Genomic DNA, 19,135 nt, shown 5'->3' with positions numbered 1-19,135 from the left:
CGCCTCTGGTTGCGGCGAGCTAGTTTTGGAGGCACTCTCACGCTCGGTCGTATCACGCAATTGAGCTCGTACATCTCTGATCACCAACGACCGACCGACGGTGAGCTGTTATGGCGAGTAGCGCGCCGCGTCAACGCGTGGGCAATCTTCCCGTCGAGGTCAGTAGCTTCGTTGACCGTCGAGAGGAGGTTGCCGAGACCAAGCGGCTGCTGTCGGCCACCCGGCTGCTGACCTTGACCGGCGTCGGTGGGGTGGGCAAGACGAGGCTGGCGTTGCGGGTCGCGGCGGATCTGCGGCGGGCCTTCGCCAACGGCGTGTGGCTGGTGGAGTTGGCGGCGCTGCAGGACCCTGACCTGGTTGTCGACACTGTCGTCGAGGCGTTCGGGATCCAGGATCAATCGACACGCGGACAGTTGGCAGTCCTCATCCATTACCTGCAGGGCCGGCAGTTGTTGTTGGTATTGGACAACTGTGAGCATCTGACGAGTTCCTGCGCCGCCCTTGTGGACACGCTACTACGAGCGGCAGCAGGGCTGCGTGTGCTTGCTACCAGTCGGCAGGTGCTGGACACCGACGGCGAGCGCGCCTGGCAGGTCCCGCCGTTGCCGGCGCCAGATCCGGAACTGCCGCTGCCGCCGGGGGCAACGGCGCGGTATCCGGCGTTGGCGTTGTTCGCCGAGCGGGCGACAGCGCGTGGTTTCGCGATCACCGCTGACGATCAGGAGCCGGTGGCCCGCATCTGTCACCGGTTGGAGGGGATCCCGTTGGCGATTGAGTTGGCAGCGGTTCGGCTGAGGGTCTTGCGACCGGAGCAGATCCTGGAGCGGCTGGATGACCGCTTCGAGTTGTTGACAGCGGGAAACCGCACCGCGTTGCCTCGCCACCAGACGCTGCGTGCGGCCATCGAGTGGAGCTTCGACCTGTGTACCCGCGAGGAACAGCTGCTGTGGGCGCGGGCGTCGGTGTTCGCCGACGGCTTTGACCTGGCGGCGGCCGAGGAAGTGTGCGCGGGGGACGGCTTGGCCGTCGGCGAGATTCTGGGCCTGATGACCGGGCTGGCGGACAAATCGGTCCTGATCTGCGAGGAGCATGCCGACAAGATGCGGTACCGGTTGCTGGACACGATTCGCCAGTTCGGGTGTGAACGGTTGCGCGAGGCCGGAGAACAAGAGGGCGTCCGGCGACGGCACCGGGATTGGTACCTGCGCCTGGCTGAGGGTGCTGAGGCGGAATGGTTCAGTCCGCATCAGGCAACGTGGTTCGCCCGTATGCGGCTTGAGCACGCCAACATGCGGGCGGCGTTGGATTTCTGCCTGACCGAACCAGGCGAGATACGGACCGGCCTGCGGATGGCCGCGGCTTTGTGGTTTTACTGGAGTGCCTGTGGGTTCCCGAGTGAAGGACGGCACTGGCTCGACCGGGCCCTCGCCCTGGACACGGAGCCAACCCGGGAAGGGGTCAGGGCCCGGTGGGCCAATGGCTGGATCGCCCTTCAGCAGGGGCACATCGCGGACGGCGAGTCGATGCTGGAGGAGTGCCGGACGCTGGCGCGGCAATGGGGAGACCCGTCCACAATGGCGCACGCCACCCACAGGCTGGGGTTCGCCGCGCTGCTCAGGGGTGACCTGTCGCGTGCGGTGGCGCTGCTGGAGGAGTCCTTGGCACGTTTCCAATCTCTCGGCGAGTTGAACAGTCTCGTGATCATGGCTCGGGTCGGCTTGGCCGCGGCGCACGTTCACCAGGGCGACCTTGACCATGCCGTGGTGCTCTGTGAGGAAGCCCGCGCGGTCTGCGAGGGGCACGGGGAGCAGTGGGCCCGGTCGTACGCGCTCTACTATCTCGCCTACGCCGAGTGGGGGCGCGGCGAGACACGAAAGGCGGCGGCCCACGCACGCGAAAGCCTGCGAATCAAACGGACCTTTCACGACATCGTGGGCATCGTGCTGGTTGTCGACCTGTTGGCCTGGACTGCGGTGGCGGAGGGTATGGGCGAACAGGCCGCCCGGTTGCTTGGCATGGCCCACCAACTCTGGTCGACGGTCGGATTGCCCCGGCTCGGGTCCGAGAAGTGGAACACTCCGCACGCGACGTGCGAGGCCCAGGCCCGCCGGGCACTCGGGAACGCCGCCTTCGAGGCCGCGTTCCAGCACGGGACCGAACTATCCCTCGATGAGGCTCTCGACTGCGCGCTCGGCGAGAAACGAAAGTCGTCTTCTCCTGCCCCAGGGCAGAAGGACACCTCACCGACGCCCCTGACCCGCAGAGAACGCCAGGTCGCCGAACTGGTCGCCGAGGGACTGTCCAACAAGGACATCGCAGCCCGGCTGGTGATCGCTCAACGCACCGCTGAAGGCCACGTGCAGCGCATCCTGACCAAACTCGGCTTGACCTCTCGCGCGCAGATCGCCGCCTGGGCTGTCGAACACCGTGAAACGTGAGATTCCATCATGGCCCGTACCAGATCCCATCGGCCGAAGAACAATCTTCCCGGTGAATTGACTAGTTTCGTAGATCGTCGGCGCGAGGTCGCCGAGACCAAACGGGTGTTGCGCCGACGCCGGCTGGTGACCGTGACGGGTGTGGCCGGAGTCGGCAAGACACGGCTGGTGCTACGTGTGGCCGCGCAGTTATGCGAGGTGTTCCCCGACGGCGTGTGGCTGGTCGAGCTGGCGGGGCTGACGGATGACAAGCTGCTGCCCGAAACGGTCGCCGATGCCTTGGGTATCCAGGATCAGTCGGCTCGGTCTACAGTGGACACGCTGTTCGGCTACCTCGGGGACAAGCAACTGCTGCTGGTGCTGGACAACTGCGAGCACCTCGTGGACACGTCCGCGGTGCTGGCGGATGCGCTGCTGGGGGCGGCGCCAGGACTACGGATCCTGGCCACCAGCCGGCAGGCACTGGGAACTACCAGCGAATGCCTCCTGGAGGTGCCCCCGTTCCCAATGCCGGACCTCGGATGGGCAACGAGGCCTTCGAAGTCATATGCGGCGGTGCGCCTGTTCGCCGAGCGGGCCGCGACCGCACTGCCCGGTTTCCGGGTCGACGCCACCAACTACGAGATCGTCGCCCAGATCTGCCATCGGCTGGACGGCATCCCCCTCGCCATCGAGCTGGCTGCGGTACGGGTGCGGGCGATGCCGATCCACCAGATGCTGGCCCGGCTGGGCGACTACTTCGAATATCTCGCCGAGGGGAGCCGGGTCTCGGCACCCCGCCTGCAAACGCTGCGAACAGCGATCGACTGGAGCTTCGACCTGTGTACCCGCGAGGAACAGCTGCTGTGGGCGCGAGCATCCGTATTCGCGGATGGATTTGACGTGGATGCGGCCGAGGCCGTCTGCTCCGGCCAGGGAGTCGCCCGGCAAGCCATCCTTGACCTGGTGGCCGGGCTGGTGGACAAGTCCATCCTCATCCGCTTGGACCACGGCGACCAGGCACGCTACCGAATGCCGGAACCGATCCGCCAGTACGGCCAGGAACGGCTGATACTGCCCTGCCAGCAGGCGGCACTACTGGCACGACACCGCGACCACTACCGACATCTCGTCCAGGACGCGACGCGGGAGTGGCTGGGGCCGAACGAACTGGAAGGGCTCGCCCGGCTGCGGCGGGAGCATGCGAACATCCGAGCCGCGCTGGAGTTCTGCCTGACGACCCCCGGAGAGGCACAGGCAGGGCTCGAGATCGCCGCCACGCCATGGACCTTCTGGATCCTCACCGGCTCCCACCGTGAAGGCCGCCGTTGGCTCAACCAGGCATTGAAGCTAAGCCAGGAACCGAGTTCGGCACGGGCCAACGCCCTATGGGTCGGCGGCTGGCTCGCCCTCCAGCAGGCCGACACGGCCGCAGGACGGTCCATGGCGCAGGAGTCCCGCGCCCTCGCTCAGCGACTTCGCGATGAATCCGCCCTCGCACACGCCACCCGGATCTCCGGTATGGCCGCGTTCTACCAGAATCATCTCCTGCGCGCGGTCACGCTTCTCGAAGACGCACTCGCCCACCACCACGCGATCGGTGATCCAGCCGGTGTCTGGATCGCCTTACTCCAGCTCACCGTGGCAACAGCAGTTCTCGGCGACCCCGAGGGTGCTGTCACCTTCGGCGAGGAGTGCCTGGCTCTGTCCGAAACCCGCGCGCACCTGTCGAGATCTTGGGCGCTGTGGTCGCTCGGCTTCGCCAAATGGTTGACCGGCGATCGGCAACAGACCAGCAGGCTGACTCGCGAAGCCATCCGGCTAGGCCACCAATTGGGCAACCAATGGGGCATCGCTCACAGCCTCGAGATCCTGGCCTGGACCGCGGCAGCGGACGGAGACAATGAACACGCCGCACGACTGCTCGGCGCAGCCCACAAGATCTGGGAATCGGTCGGGACTCCAACGGCCACACTCAGGCACCTCGCCCCGTCCCACGCCCAATGCGTGAAACGAGCCCGCCAGGCACTCGGGAATGACAAGTTCGCCGCCACGTTCCACCAAGGAACCCACCTCACCCTCGACGAGGCCATCAAGGCAGTGATCTAGAACCTCGTATCGCAGGCCGTCGAGCCTGGTTCGCACGGCGGCTGAACCCCGGCCGGGTCAGGCGTCGCCGACAGGCTGTTGATCCAGGCCGCGATCTCGACTCGTGATCGGAAGCCCAGCTTGGCCAGGACGCGCTCGACATGGCCCTCGGCGGTGCGCTGGGCGATCACGAGCCGAGCGGCGATCTCCTTGTTCGTCAGCCCCTCACCCACCAGCCGGGCGATCTCCGTCTCGCGACGGGTGAGCCGAGCCGTCCCCCCGGTGGGAGCCGGCGCCTCTGCCGCTTTGTCCAGTACGAATTCGACCACTTCAGCGGGTGACATCGCCTTGCCCCGGGCGAGGGCTGCCGCAAACCGGCGCTTGGTGAGCGCCTCCCGGGTGGCCTGCTCGTGGCGGGCGAAGCGCTTGGCGATGTGCGGATAGTCCGGTGCGGCACCGGCGAGTTGCCCTACCGTCTCGGCCGCGCCCCACAGTAGCGCCGCCCGCTCGTGGTGGCCCGTACCCGAAGCACACCACCCCAGTGCCTCGACGCACCGCCCGATCGTCCGCAGGTCGTAGGTCTGCCAGGCCAGCGACAGGGCCTCCTCGAACAGGACCGCCGCCTCGGGGAGCGCCCCGTCGGCGAGTCGGTAGCGGCCGAGAAGCCTCAGCACAATGGTCTTCGACCAGTCGGCTCCCGACAGCTCGACCAGGGCACGCGCCTGCTCCGCAGACACCTTCCCCTCGTCGGGAGCGATGTCGAACGCGGCGATGCCATGCACTATGAACGTGCGGTAGACGCCCGCCATGTCGGACACCGCACGGGATTTGGCCAACGACCGATCAAGCAGCGTGACCGCTGTCCGCGTGTCGCCGCGGTAAACGGCACGCAGGGCCGCACACCAGTCGGCGTCCGCGCTGATGGCGGTGTCCCCGAACTGTTCGGCCAGCTCGAACATGGTCGCCGCCTCGTCGTACTCGCCGCAGAACTGCACCAGGAACCCGCACGCCGCCAGCGCTTTGGCACGCAGCGCGTTCGGTTCCGGGGCGGCCGCAAGAGCTCGGCGCAACCACAGTGCCCCCTCGCGGAACAGCCCGCAGGCATACCAGTAGATCCGCAGCCGGGCGGCGATGTCCAAGGCGACGGGTGCGCGAGCGGGATCGGCAAGGCAGAACTCGAGCGCGGCCCGGAGGTTGCTGTGTTCGCGACGCAACTCGGTGAACCACGCGACCTCGCCAGAGTGGAAGTACGCGGTCTCCCCGCGATTGGCCAGGGCTCGGTAGTAGGCCAAGTGCCGTTCGCGAACGGCGAGCTCCTCACCGGACAGGGCCAGCTGGCGGCCTCCGTACTGCCGGACAATGACGAGTTGCTGGAACCGCGCCTCCCGCTCGCAGGGCTCGTCGGCGCGGATGACAATGGACTTGTCGACCAGGCCGGCGATGAGTTCGGCCACCTCGGACCGGTCGATCCCGTCCCACGAGCCCACGGCTTCGGCGGCATCGAGATCGAAGTCATCGGCGAACACCGACAGCCGCGCCCACATCCGCTGCTCGGCCGGGGTGCACAGGCGATGGCTCCACGCCATCGCGGTCTCCAGGGTCCGGTGTCTGGATTCGCCCCCGCCACGCCCGGAGTCCAGCAGCGCGAACGCGTCGTCGAGGTGAGCCAGCATTGCCTTCGGCCCGAACGCGCGGCACTGGACGGCGGCCAGTTCGATGGCCAGCGGGATACCATCGAGCCGCCGACAGATGGCATGCACCGTCGGCAGGTTCTCTGGGGTGAGCTGGAAGCCGGGCACCGCGGCGCCCGCCCGATCGGCGAACAGGGTGACGGCGTCCGAGGTGAGGAACTCCCTGCCGTCGATGGCTCCTTCCGCCGGGATGATCGTCAACGGCGGCACGGTAAAAAGCTGCTCACCGCTTGCCCGGAGAACCTGCCGACTGGTCGCCAGGACGTGCAGCCTGGGTGCCGCCTTCAACAGCCCGGCCACGAGCATCGCGCAGGCATCCACCAGGTGCTCGCAGTTGTCGAGCACCAGCAACAGGTGCCGGTCGCGGAGGTACTCCTCCAACCGGACGGTCGGATCGGCCCGATGATCTGCCAGCCCGAAGGTATCGGCGACGACGTCGGCGACCAGTTGCGCTTCGTTGAGACCGGCTAGCTCGACGAGCCAGACACCGTCGGGAAACGCCCGCTGGCATTGAGCGCCGACCTGCAACGCCAGCCGCGTCTTGCCCACCCCGCCTGGCCCGGTGCAAGTCACCAGCCGCGACTTGGACAGCAGGTGTCGCACCTCGGACACCTCGCGCCGCCGGCCGACGAAGCTGGTCAGCTGGACTGGCAGGCGTCCCAGCGCCCGATCCGATATCCCCTGATACTTCGCACGCTGCATCGTGTCGAAAAGACCACCTTGTCCGGATTAGAGCGCGCGGCCCGCCGCCACTTCGCATTCGCGGCTGCCGCCGGTGATGCTGAGCAGATCTTCGTGCAGTTCGAACCACAACGTGTGAAAGCTGTCCTTGCTGATACTCGCGATGAAGGTGTGGTCGCCTTCGGCGAGGCGAGCGCGCGCCTCGCCGAACCTCGGCGCGTACCGCCGCAGCCTCGGGGCGAGGTCGCCGAGCCGATCGAGCAAGGGTTTCACGGTCTCATGAAGGTCGCGAAGGCGGTCCAGGACCGCCTGGTCATAGGCGGTATCGGTGTGGTCGTTCGGTGAGGCGTGGTCGCGCAGCTGCCAGTCGGTAATGATCTGTTTGAGTTCACCGTTGAAGCCGCAGAATTCTCGGTAGAGGCGCCCGGCCACTGCCTGGTCGCTGTTCATCCGTTCCTCCGCGAGCAGAGTGGACAGCCGACGATGCCCGTCCGGTGTCAGACGCAGGCCGCTCCCGGAGTGCGTGCACAGTCCGCGCTCGACCAGCTCCAGGAACACCACGTCCAGCCGGTCGCGGTCCACGCCGAGACTGTGCGCCGCCATCTCCGGGGCGACCCGCCCTTTGAGCCCGACCAGCCGCAGCACTGCCAACTCGTCGATCGATCCCGCAGGGGCGTGACACCGCACAGCCAGGGGCGCTCGGGCCCCAGTCCAGTCGATCAGCCGGGCCAGGTCCGGATCGATCTCTTCCTCGACGGACAGCAGCGGCATCTCACCGAGCCATACCTCGCCGCTGCCACCGTCCACCGTCACCTGCCGACCGGCCAGCGAAGTCACCGTACCCTCGCCGCAGCCGACCACGCAGACGCGGCTGAGTTCCCGGCTGACCACGGCGGCGTGCGAGGTCGCGCCCCCGTGTTCGGTAAGCACGGCCCGCGCGGCGATGAAGCCGGGCAGGTCGTCCGGGCCGGTGCTGGACCTGGCCAGTACAACGTCCTCACCCGCGCCGGCCCGCCGCTCGGCCTCGTCCGGATCAAGGACCACCACGCCGGTGGCCACGCCCTCGCAGACCGGATGCCCGGTTGCCGCCGGCGCGGCTTCGGCGAGGCACGACCGGTCCAGCACAGGACCGAGCAAGGCACGAGCATGTTCGGCGGTGACGCGATCCAGCGCGGTGCCCGGTTCCAGAATGCCCTCGTCGACCATCGCGACGGCCGCGCGCAGCGCGGCCCGCGGCGACCGTCGGGCAGTCCGCGACTGCAACAGCCACAGGCGGCCGGACTCCACTGTGAACTCGATGTCCTGGATGTCGCCACGATCGCGTTCCAGCCGCACAGCCATGTCCATGAGCTGGGTGTGCACCTCGGGCAATCGCTCGCGTAAGGCAACCAGGGGTTGCGGGTCAGCGCGGCCGGACACTACGTCTTCGCCCTGCCCGCGGGCGACCCACTCGCCGAAGGACGGTCCCTCACCGGTCATAGGGTTCCGGGTGAACAGCACCCCGGTACCGGACCGGTCGTCGAGGTTGCCGAACACCATGGCCTGCACGATGACCGCAGTGCCACCGCCGTCAGGGATGCCACGGTGTCGCCGGTACGCCTGGGCGCGAGGTGAATTCCAGGACGCGAGGACTGCCTCCACCGCGCCACGCAACTGCTGCCACGGATCCGACGGCACCTCGGCATCGGTCATCCCGAGGACGATGTGGCGGTACGCCTCGCTGAATCGGCGGTGGGTGTCGGCCGGGAAAGCCGGATCTTGGGTCTCGGCGGCGAGAGCGGCTTCAATGGCGGAGTTGATCCCCACGTCGAGGACCGTATCCAGCATTCCGGGCATACTCCGAGCGGCACCGGAGCGCACGGCCACCAGCAGAGGTTTCAACGGCGAACCGAAACTACGGCCGGTTTGCGCTTCGAGAAACCACATCTGGTCGACAATCCCCTGCCAGAGCGGATCCGGCAACCGGCCTCCGGCGGCGTGGTACGACCGGCAGTAGGCAGTGGTGGCCACGACCGCGGGCGGTACCGGGAGCCCGAGCGCCCGCATGCGGTTGATGTTCCAGGCCTTGTCACCGATGTCCGCGCGCGACAGGTCGGTAGTTCCGTCGAGAGAAACGACGAGCCTCCTGCCGGGATCCAGCATGGTTGTCCTTGTCATGCGACCGTCACGCGACCCGTCGAGCCATTCACAGTCACCACAGTGCCGTTCTTGATCCGTTCGGCGCAGTCTGGAACCGATACCACCGCGGGGATGCCGAGCTCGCGGGCAACGATGGCGGCGTGCGAGATCGCGGCTCCGGTCTGGCAGACCACCGCGCCGGCTGCCAGGAACAGCGGGCCCCACGACGAGTCGGTGGTGACGGCGACGATGACCTCACCCGGCTCAAGGTCGCTGTCGTCGTCCAGCGACTTGATGACGCGGGCCGGTCCGGTGTGGACACCCTGCGAAACGGGCACGCCGATCAACTGTTCCCCGCTGGTGACGGCGGGCTTCGGCTCCTTCATGCGATCTTCGAACCTCGCCAGCGGCAGTGGCTCGCCTTCGAACACGAACGGTGGCCACTTCGACTTCAGCAGCTCCAAGCCGGCCTGACGGTCCGCGATCTTCTCGCCGTAGCGGCCGGGATCGTCGAGGAAACCATCCACCTCGTTGTCGAGCAGCAACAACAGCTGCTCCCACGCCACCAGCACGCCCCGGTCGACGAACCGGCCACCGAGCTCCCGCAGATTGGCCCTGATCTCTTCGGTCATCCGCGTACAGTTCAGCTTGGTCTGCTCGCGGGCGGGCAGGAACACCTCGGCGGCTTGGGCGGCGCCGAGGAACCGGCCTCGGGCTTCGGCGTCACCCGACAGCCGTGCCGCGATCTCCTTGATCACCTTGTCTCGCTCGGCGCACAACACTGTGGATCGCTCGCGTGGTGCGGCCGTGTCGGGAGCCTGCCGGGCGCGGTCGAGCATACGCAACGGGACCCGGGGATCGGACGCGTAGGTAGCCGAACGAAACTCCCAGACACTGGCCCCGAGAAATCCCCACCGATCGATGAACTCCGCCCAGTGGGCAAGGAATTTCTTCGCGTCGGCCTCAGGGGAGTCCAGCAGGCGTTCCAGCAGCCCGTCGACGCCGGCGTCGAATTCCCGCATGAGCACCGCGGAGCGGGCCACCACACGCGACAGCTCCCACATTTCGAATGACTGCCGCGCCGACGGGATATCGAGCGCAGTCGTCACTTTGGCCGCCATTTCCGGCGCCTGCGCGGCGGCCGTGATCTGCGCGACAACCGCTGCCACCACATTCGAGCAGTAGGTCATGTAAATGTGCTTGGCGAAGAAGTAGCGGTTCTCCGGTCGCAGCTCGCGGAAGCGCGCCAGCAACTCGGCGTCGGACAACCGCGACAGGTCGGGCCGGCTGCCCGCCAGCCGGTCGAGCCGGGCCTCGTCCTCCGCGAGCTCCGGCAGTTCGGTCGTGGTGAACAGCGACCTCAGCCACTCGCCCGCCGCACGAGCACGCTCCGGGTTCTCGTCGCGCGGGTCCGGCCGGTACGGCGGGACGTCCGGGTAGTCGCCGAAGAACGACCGGTCTATCGCTTCGATCGACATCTCCGGTATCCGGACCCCGAGCACACGGGAGAGGGAGACGTTGAGGTAGACATAGCCGCCAAAGCAGCCGACCACCTCGCAGTCGCCCACCGGCTTGAACTCGTCCGGGGTGAACGCCCCCATCCGGCACAAGGCGTCCCGCCAGCCCAGCTCCCAGGAGCGCGGCGCGTAGGCGCTCCACGTCAGCGGTGAGACCGCCTCGACGAACACCTCGGACACATTGCCCCGGGTGTATATGGGAAATCGTTCGCTGGGTTCGTCGTCACAGACCCAAACCTTAGTCATGAGGACTCCTTTGCCCTCCTCGTGAGCTGAGGCGAAAAACGGCAGTGGCCAATACTCGCCATGGCTGAAAAAGCTCCACCATTGAATTGCAACTCGTCGCCGGCGAGGTCTCGTTCATCGTGTCCAGGCACAGTCCGCCAACATAATGGGAATTGAGTAGTCAGTGTAGTCGGCTACGGGCTTGAACATTCCCAGCCCGAGACGGTGAGCGCCGAACACGGCATCGACAGCCTGGCCTACCAGGCGGATCTGGCGCGGTGCTGCTCGAGTGCCGGGTTGCGGGAGTAGGTGTTCGAGGTGCCGCCGTTGTCAGCGCCGGATCCCGGGCAGCCGACGACACCGTGCCCGTCGCGGTCTGGCATCTGGTGGCCGCTGGCGCGATTGCGCCGGCACTGGCCGCTGGCGAGCAGCCGGTCGCGGCGTCATCCTCGGTACCGTGTCAGCACACCCGATGTCCGGTCCGGCTGCAGATATCGTCGCCAACGGACTGTCCGACAAGGACACTAGGTGATGAGCGGGGAGGCGGGTCGCGTAGTAGTGGCTGGGGCCGCCAAGACGCATCGTCCTTGCGCTGGTGGCAACCGCGCTGCTTGGTTCACTGCGATGGGACGATCACGCCACATGCCACCCGGCCACTGGAGTCTAGCGGCATCCTGGTGGCGTACTTCGCCATTTGTCACAACACGCCAGCAAGAAGCCCTTGGCAGCGTCAAGCTGGGCAACAGTATTCGTTGATTGGTCCATTGAGGACCCGAGTGGGTAGCTGCGTGCAAGTGTTGGCCGTGCACTGGTGCCCTGACCAGATGCGACGGCTTTCCGAGCGCCAGATGCGACGGCTTTCCGAGCGGCACAGCGCCGCACTGGCCAATCGCCGGTGGTTGGAATGGACCTGGCACGCCGGCCAGCCCATGGTGCCCTGCCGCGTGGTCAGGGGGAGCGGTGTCCGCAATGGACAGGGCGGATCCGGGCGGCGCCGATCCCGGCCTCATGGGCCAGCACGATGGCCTTGGCTCGGTCGGGTGCTCGCAGTTTTCTGAGGATGTTGGAGACACGGTTGCGTACGGTTTTCGGGCTTACGACGAGCTGGCGGGCGATCTCGGTGTTGTTCAGCCCGGCCGCCAACAACCTCAGCACCGCCCGCTCCGACGCGGTGAGCTCGGGAAAGGCCAACGAGCTCGACGCGGTCGAGAAATAGCCGACGAACCGGCGTGCGATCACCGGATCGAACACCGCCCCGCCGTCTGCTACGGCACGCACTGCGCGAACGATCCGCGCTGGGTCCGCGTCTTTGAGGAGGTATCCTCTGGCCCCTGCGCGCATGGCTGCGAACACTGACTCGTTGTCGGCAGACGTCGTCAGTACCAGGACAACCGCCTCGCGGTCACGGACGTTGATTTTGCGCGCGACCTCGACGCCTTGTATGTCTGCGAGGTTCAGATCCGTGATCACGACATGGGGGCGCAGGCTGGCTACCAAACCCGTCGCCTCGGTTCCGGAATAGGTCCGGCCGACCACTGTCAGGTCATCAACCGCATCGAGCAACGCGCACAGCTCTTCCTGGAACGTTGGGTGGTTGTCGACAACCAGCACCCGGCGACACTCCACAGGCCAGTCGCGCTCGTTGGCAGTCGACGCGATGCGGTTTTCGTTGTGGTTCAAGAAACTTTCTCCATTCCACGGGCGCCTCGACGCGAATGGACAGCGCCGCTGGGAAGGTTGATGGCTGGGCACGTTAGGCAGTGGGCGGGTGCGAGCATCGGTAACACTGCCTACAGAACTTCCTGCAATCACATGACTTGTCCCAGTCCGAGCTGTTGCGCCGTTACCAGAACACAGTGCCGTTACCAGAACACAGTTCGGCTGTGCGGGGATCGCATTGTCTGCAGCCGCACTGCAACCCCGCCGCAGCCGGAAGGAGCTTCAAATTGAGTGGCGATCACCTGCGCAAGATGAGCAGGGTCCGTATCCGGTCAAGGATTTGGGGAGGGGTATGTGGGGTTGTGACGGAGCACTGGGAGACGGTGCTCCTCGTCTGGTGGGACGGGAGCGAGAGCGGGAACTGCTCAAGCATGCACTCGACTGTCCGCGCGACTCGGTGGCACGAGTGATCGAGGTGGTGGGCGAGCCGGGCATCGGCAAGTCCCGGCTGCTGGGTGAGACACGTGCCGCGGCGAATCGTCAGGACTGGGTCGTGCTGGCCGGCCACGCCACTGAGCTAGAACGGCACAACTCCTTCGGAGTATTTCTTGATGCGCTGGGCGACCACGTCGCCTCGCTCGACCCAGCAGATCTCGCTGGCCTCGGGACGGAACTGGTGCGTGAGCTCGCGATGGTGTTTCCGCGTATCCCGGTGCCAACGGCCTGCGTGGAGGGCGGAAACGAGCGCTTGGTCCTCGGGGGCGAGCGTTACCGGTTGCACCTGGCGATACGTGCCCTTCTGGAACACCTCGCGTCCGGCCCGGGGCTCGTACTCACGCTGGACGACCTGCATTGGGGCGATGACGCCTCGTTCGAGCTGCTGGGGTACCTGCTCCGCCACCCGCCGTGCGCGCCTGTGGCGCTGCTCCTTGCCTACCGCCCCCGTCAGCGACCTGCCCGGCTCGCCGCCGTACTCACCCAAGCCACACGGGAAGGGGCGATGCGCCGGATCGAGCTCGGTCCGTTCAGCCGTGACGAAGTCGCCGACTTTCTCGGTCCCGACGTCGATGAAGCTCGGCGCCGGGTCCTGCACCAAGCCAGTGGCGGCAACCCGTTCTACTTGGAAGCGCTGGCTCATGCGCCCGAGGAGTGGTTGCCTTCGGTGGCGGGGACGAAGCAGCGGCCGGCTGCCCGATCACGAAACAGTGTGTTGTCCCTCGATGGCGTTCCCCCCGTCGTTTCCGCGACCCTGCAAGCCGAACTGGCGATCTTGCCTGAGCGAGTCCGCTTGATCGCCCACGCGTCCGCCGTGGCTGGTGATCCCTTCCAGCCTGATCTCGTGGCCGCGGTCGCGGGGCTGAGTCGTCAAGAGGCCGACAGTGCACTGGACGAGCTGGTCGCCCGTGATCTCGCCCAACCGGCGGGTCCGGGCCGCTTTTCCTACCGCCACCCGATAGTGCGCGCTGCCGCGTACGAAGACGCCGGCGCCGGATGGCTGGTACAGGCTCATGCCAGGGCGTGGAACGCCCTTGAGGAGCGGGCCGCTTCGATGGTACGGCGCGCGCCCCATGTCGAGCATGCGGCACTTCCCGGGAATGACAAGGCAATCGCGGTTCTGGTCGCCACCGCCGAAGCGGTGGCTGGCCGGGCACCGGCCGACGCCGCGCATTGGTTGTCCGTGGCGCTGAGGTTGCTACCCGATGAGGGTGAGGGCGACATACGCCGCCTGGAGTTGACCATGGACATGGCGAGGTTCCTGGGGATCAGCGGCCAGTTGTGGGAAGCCCGGGACGTCCTGCATGAGGTGTTGCGGCTCCTGCCCCGCACGGCGGCAGATCGACGTGTCCGGGCGGTCTCGTTCTGCGCCAGGCTCGAACAGTTTCTGGGTCGGCACGCCGAGGCAAGTGCCCTGCTGCTGGCGGAACTGCGAGGGTTGCCACGGCTGGAGGATGGCGCCGCGACGACGCTGCAGCTCGGACTGGCTGAGCAGAGCATCTACCGCGGCGACGTCGCCGATGCTCGCACATGGGCGAGCACGGCATACAAGCTTATCGACCGCCATGAGGATCGCCCCGCACAGGCGACCGCAGCCAGTTTCTTGGCCTATGCCGACTGTCTCGCCGAGGACGTCGCAGCTGCGTTCGAGCACTGTGACGACGCGGCCTTACTGGTCGACGGGCTGACCGACGGCGAGCTGTCGCAGCGGCTGGACAGCGTGGAGTTCCTCGGTTACGCAGAGCACGATCTGGAACGCTATGACGCGGCAGGGCGGCATTTCGAACGTGGCCTCGCACTGGCCAGGGCGTCCGGGCAGAACTCTCTGCTGACCAAGCTACTCGTCGGTCGTGGCAGGGTGTTGCTGTGGCAGGGGCTGTTGGCACAGGCCAAAGACTGCTTCGTCGAGGCGGAAGAAGCGGCATTGCTGGTGCGCAGTCCGTGGTTGCACGCGTTCGCGCTGGCGATGCGGTGCCAGGTGGCAACGTTGACCGGAGAGGTCGAGGAGGCACTGCGTTTGGGGGAGGAAGCGCGCCAGTTCGCCGGATCGTCTGATGACTGGCTGGCAATGTTGACGGCCACTTTTCTCGCGCAAGCTCACCTGATGGCCGACGATCTCGACGGATGTTCATCCATTTTGGACATATTTGGCAGCAGTCCGGAGCTACTGATGATCGATCCGGCGCGCCGCCCGGCCTGGTTCGAGTTCTTCGCCACCGCCGCGCTGGCCCTGGGCTGTGAGGCGGAGAGCGAACAATGGGCGGCGCGCGCCGAAGCAGCGGCCGCCAGCCTGGTGGGGCTGCCGGGCCGCAAGGCGTTCGCGCTACTGGCTCGTGCAAGAGTTCTGCACGCCTCTGGCGACCCGGCACGTGCCAGTGCGACAGCCCGGACCGCAGCTGCGGGGTTCACCAAGAGCGGTAACCCCCTTGATGCGGCCCGAGCCTGGCTGGTGGCCGGGACAGCGACAGCCGCCGCTGGAGAACGGCCCCGCTCACTGGACGAGTTGGAACAGGCTCGCGCCCTGTTTGCCCGCTGCGGCGCCAACGGACTGCAGCAGCGAGCCAGCCGCGAACTGCGCAGGCTGGGGCGCCGGGTGCCGCGCGGCGTTACGGGACAACGTAACCCTCGCGATGCCGTCGGGCCGGCCGCGCTGACCTCCCGGGAGAAGGAGGTGGCCGAGTTGCTGGTCATAGGGATGACCAGTCGGCAGATCGCCGCGAAGCTGTGTCTGAGTCCGCGGACCGTCGACCACCATGTCGAGCACATCATCGCCAAGCTTGGCGTCACATCCCGGGCAGGCGTGGTCGGCGCACTGGCCATGGTCAATGGCGATGTAGGCAGCGTTCCGGATGTCTTCTCCGGTGCTCGCCGGCACGCTGAACAGATCGACAGGCACGACTGACCGGGGGAGGAGGGCGTGAAGCACGCGTTGGGGGTGCGCGTGCTTCACGCCTGTATCCACTGCAGGCCAGGCGAATGACTCCCTGGGATCGGAGGTTTTCCTGGCTGGGACTGGTTTCCTGCCACGGAGTGTTGGGGAGAGGCGAATCATGGAAGCTGCTCAGGAGTTCTCGGCTCGGCGTGGGCTGCTGCTCGTTGTGGGAGTTGTCGCCGTTGTGTTGATCGCTGGAGTTGTTCCAGCGTTCGCTACTTCCGCGGCTTCGTCGGGGGCACCGGTTCCGGAGCGGTAGCTCACCCAGCACATTGGGTGGCAGTCTTGCTTCCCAGAGGGACCTCCGCCTGGTTTGCCGCCAGGCTCGCAACGGTTGGAGTGTGGTTCGTTCGCCGCGCCGCGCAACTGGAATCGGCCGGAAGGCAAGGTTGATGTGGTGATCGCGGTCAGTCGGCTGCGTCCGCCCGGTAGCGCGGAACCACGGGGCAGCGTACGAACATGCTCGTCCGTTGACGAGCAGGCGTGGTAGCTTGGCGCGCTCGCTGTCTGTAGCTCGCCACTTGTCGTGCGAGACAGTCAGATAGAGCCAGCTCGGCGCTGGCTCGTCGGCCGAAGTTTGCTTGTGCTGACATGAATTCTCGCCAGTCTGGTCCGTGCGTCGTCGCTGGGTTCGATGCCGGCAATGTTCGTTTTCACTTTCTACGACTCGTTCGTTCGCTACCAGCTTCACCACTCCACACCGGTGCGGTCCGCTGTGGTGTCACGGCCGCCACCATCTCCGTTGCGGTTATCGGAATTGGCCGACCATGCAGCGGCGAGATTGCGGTAGTAGCTGTTGGTGTCCAGGAGTTTCTCGTGGGTTCCCGCAGTGTGGACTCTTCCAGCGTCGAGGACGACGATTCGGTCTGCGGCGCGCACTGTGGAGAACCGGTGCGCGATTATCAGCAGCGCGCATTCAGTGGACACTAGTCGGATGGTGCGGGTGAGCGCAGCTTCGTTGATGGCATCCAGGTGCGCGGTCGGCTCGTCCAGCAGCAGGAGGTCCGGTTTGGTCAGCAGTGCGCGGGCGATCGCGACCCGCTGACGCTCACCGCCGGAGAGCATCGTCCCATGCTCACCTACGTCGGTATCCAGGCCGCGAGGCAGCCTCGCTATCAACTCTCCCAGGTCGGCGAGCTCAATGACGCGGTGCAATTCGTCGTCACAGGCATCAGGGGCCGCATAGCTGAGGTTGTCTCGCAGTGTCCCGTGCATCACCGGGCAGTGTTGCTCCACCAGCCCAATCCGGGCGCGGTAGTCAGCCAGGGGTAGCCTGCTCGCGTCCTCGCCGCGGAACCAGACCTGACCACGGTCGGGTTCGTAAAAGCGCTCGGCAAGGGCGAAGAGGGTGGACTTACCCGCGCCGGACCGTCCGATCAGTGCCGTGCAACAGCATGGGGGGACCGTCAGGGACACGCCGTGCAGCACAGGTCGACGGGCGTGGTAGCCGAACCACACGTCCCGGAATGCCAGTACTGGTTCGCCTTCCGTGTGCGCTGGTGTTGCGGTCGCGGGGCGGGCTGTTACGGGTTCGCGTTCGCGCGGCAGCGCCAGCACTTCGTTCACCCGCTGCAGTGCGCCACGGCTGTGCTGGATGGTGCTGATCGCTTGGAACACGGCGTCGATCGGGGTCGCCAGGTAGGTCATGTAGAGCAGGAACGCGACGAAATCGGAGATCGAGGCGTCCCCAGTGGTCACCCGAAGACTGCCGACAAGGAGGACCACCAGGAAGGCGCCGTTCACACCGAGTTCGCCGACCGGGCCGATCATCGAGTCGAGCTTGGCCATTCGCACGCTCGCGGTGTAGGCAGAGCGGGCCGCCTGCCCGATAGTCTTGCTCTCGCGTTCCTCGGCGCGGCTGGCGCGGACGGTGCGGATGGCACACAGGGCGCGTTCGAGGCCGGCGGTCATCGATCCAATGGCGCGTTGACCGGCCAGCGAGGCGGTCCGGATCCCGCGCACCACAGTGACCACAATGGTTCCGGCGACGATCAGAACGGCCAGGACGAGCAGGAACAACCTCCAGTCGAGCCAGATCATCAACGTCACGGCACCGAGCACGCCGATGCTGCCGGTCACCGCGTGGGTGACGCCGTCGGCGATCCCCCTGCGTAGCACCGCTACATCGGTGCCGGGCCGGGAGATCAGGTCACCGATCCGATGCTGGTTGTAGACCGGTATCCGCAGTCGCAGGAGGTGCTCGATCAAGCGCAGGCGGAGCCCGAGCATGATGCTCTCGCTCGTGCGTGCCAGTACGTATCGGGCGAGCACCTGGATCCCTGTCTGGCAGGCGAACAGCGTGACGAGCAGCATCAGCACGCCACTCTGCAAAGGCCCGGCCATGACGGAGTCGAGTAGACGCTTGACCACCAGCGGTTGGGCCAATGCCAGTCCCAAACTCAGCAGTGTCAGCAGTACCGCGCCAATGATCGACCACTTGTGGTCGCGTACGGCACGCAGCACATCCCACGCCCCGGACCTCAACGTGTGGTTACTGTGCTGCTGACGGCACAGCATGCGACTCTCCTCCAGCCCGGTGTGCGCCATCCGCGTCATGGCACCGTGAACAGCGTGCGGAAATAGCCGGTGGGTAGGCCTCGTCAACGGCGATGTCGTCAGCCTGCACCCAGGCGTGCGCACCGAAGGGCGGCACCCGCCGACAGCCGACGCACCATGTTGGCGTTGTGCCGTGGTACAAGCGGCACAACAGGACGGTGGCCAGCGACCGCAGGACGCATCCCTCACGTGCGCCGCAAATCATGCTCACCGCCACGACGTCGTCCCGGGCGGCCTTGGCCTGCTCATAGGTGGCGGGACGAGCTCGTCGCTGGACCCAACGGAGTACGGTGCGGATGCGGTGAGGCGGTTGGGTGGCCAGTAGGCGTGCCGCGAGCACGGCCAGGCTGGCGGTGATCCGACGGTAGACAGGAACCGAAGCGCGTCGGTGGCCCACAGTTTCCGGCGTGGTCATGTGACCTCCGTTCGACTAGCTGGGATCGGTCACCTCTGCCGCGTTGTGTCTGCGGGAGCGCCGTCTTGGTGTGCGTTGGGGGGTTGTCGGACCAAACCAGCCGTACCGAGTTCGTCCAGGAGCACGTCGACGTCCTGTATTGCGTTGCGGGGGTCGACATCGAACTCGGTGGCCAGCTGGTTCGCCGCGTCCTCGGACGTGCCCCCGGCCAGTAGAGTGCGCAGCACCAGCGCCGCTGTCGGATTGAGCATCCAGTACTCGCCGCTGCGCTCATCGAGCAGCACAGTTCCGTAGTCGGTGTCGGTGAGGGACACGTCTTCACGTAGTTCAAGCATTTCTAC

General features: G+C 66.6%; 10 protein-coding genes. 3 read left to right on the top strand and 7 right to left on the bottom strand.

Going from position 1 to position 19,135, the window contains the following annotated elements; translation table 11 throughout:
- Nucleotides 1–110 precede the first annotated feature (110 nt).
- On the top strand, nucleotides 111–2,438 hold the full coding sequence (locus B9C43_RS42815) for an ATP-binding protein (protein WP_084433101.1): 2,328 nt from the start codon (nucleotides 111–113) through the stop codon (nucleotides 2,436–2,438).
- A 57-nt stretch (nucleotides 2,439–2,495) separates the two neighbouring features.
- On the top strand, nucleotides 2,496–4,526 hold the full coding sequence (locus B9C43_RS42810; RefSeq protein ID WP_160097096.1) for an ATP-binding protein: 2,031 nt from the start codon (nucleotides 2,496–2,498) through the stop codon (nucleotides 4,524–4,526).
- Here the strand turns inward: B9C43_RS42810 and B9C43_RS42805 are convergent.
- From B9C43_RS42805 to B9C43_RS42790, 4 genes are all read right to left on the bottom strand, one after another.
- Nucleotides 4,523–6,898, bottom strand: coding sequence for an ATP-binding protein (locus tag B9C43_RS42805; protein WP_084433099.1), 2,376 nt, complete (start codon nucleotides 6,896–6,898; stop codon nucleotides 4,523–4,525). The genes B9C43_RS42810 and B9C43_RS42805 overlap by 4 nt on opposite strands.
- Before the next feature lie 27 nt (nucleotides 6,899–6,925).
- Entirely contained in the window at nucleotides 6,926–9,034 is a 2,109-nt protein-coding gene (locus tag B9C43_RS42800) for a pyruvate, phosphate dikinase (RefSeq protein ID WP_143446985.1), read from the bottom strand.
- Nucleotides 9,031–10,758 (bottom strand): PEP-utilizing enzyme, encoded by a 1,728-nt coding sequence (locus B9C43_RS42795; protein ID WP_084433097.1) that lies wholly within the window; start codon nucleotides 10,756–10,758, stop codon nucleotides 9,031–9,033. The genes B9C43_RS42800 and B9C43_RS42795 overlap by 4 nt, the downstream gene beginning before the upstream one ends.
- Before the next feature lie 927 nt (nucleotides 10,759–11,685).
- On the bottom strand, nucleotides 11,686–12,363 hold the full coding sequence (locus tag B9C43_RS42790; protein ID WP_084433151.1) for a response regulator: 678 nt from the start codon (nucleotides 12,361–12,363) through the stop codon (nucleotides 11,686–11,688).
- Between the two features lie 430 nt (nucleotides 12,364–12,793).
- Between B9C43_RS42790 and B9C43_RS42785 the strand changes: the two genes are divergently transcribed.
- Nucleotides 12,794–15,793, top strand: a complete 3,000-nt coding sequence (locus B9C43_RS42785; protein WP_160097094.1) for a helix-turn-helix transcriptional regulator — start codon at nucleotides 12,794–12,796, stop codon at nucleotides 15,791–15,793.
- Nucleotides 15,794–16,510: 717 nt separating this feature from the next.
- Here B9C43_RS42785 and B9C43_RS42780 read toward each other — a convergent pair.
- From B9C43_RS42780 to B9C43_RS42770, 3 genes are read right to left on the bottom strand one after another with little or no spacing between them, the layout of a single operon-like run.
- Nucleotides 16,511–18,379, bottom strand: coding sequence for an ABC transporter ATP-binding protein (locus B9C43_RS42780; protein WP_235039177.1), 1,869 nt, complete (start codon nucleotides 18,377–18,379; stop codon nucleotides 16,511–16,513).
- Nucleotides 18,315–18,794: a lasso peptide biosynthesis B2 protein gene (locus tag B9C43_RS42775; RefSeq protein ID WP_200825942.1), complete on the bottom strand. Its 480-nt coding sequence runs from the start codon at nucleotides 18,792–18,794 to the stop codon at nucleotides 18,315–18,317. The genes B9C43_RS42780 and B9C43_RS42775 overlap by 65 nt, the downstream gene beginning before the upstream one ends.
- Before the next feature lie 29 nt (nucleotides 18,795–18,823).
- Nucleotides 18,824–19,129 carry a lasso peptide biosynthesis PqqD family chaperone gene (locus B9C43_RS42770; RefSeq protein WP_084433095.1) on the bottom strand — a complete coding sequence of 102 codons (306 nt, stop codon included), beginning with the start codon at nucleotides 19,127–19,129 and terminating at the stop codon, nucleotides 18,824–18,826.
- Nucleotides 19,130–19,135: the final 6 nt, after the last annotated feature.

The organism is Kibdelosporangium aridum (genome assembly GCF_900176515.1).
Lineage (GTDB): Bacteria > Actinomycetota > Actinomycetes > Mycobacteriales > Pseudonocardiaceae > Kibdelosporangium > Kibdelosporangium aridum.
Note: the sequence above shows the minus strand (reverse complement) of the source record. Positions and strands in the feature narration are given on the sequence as shown.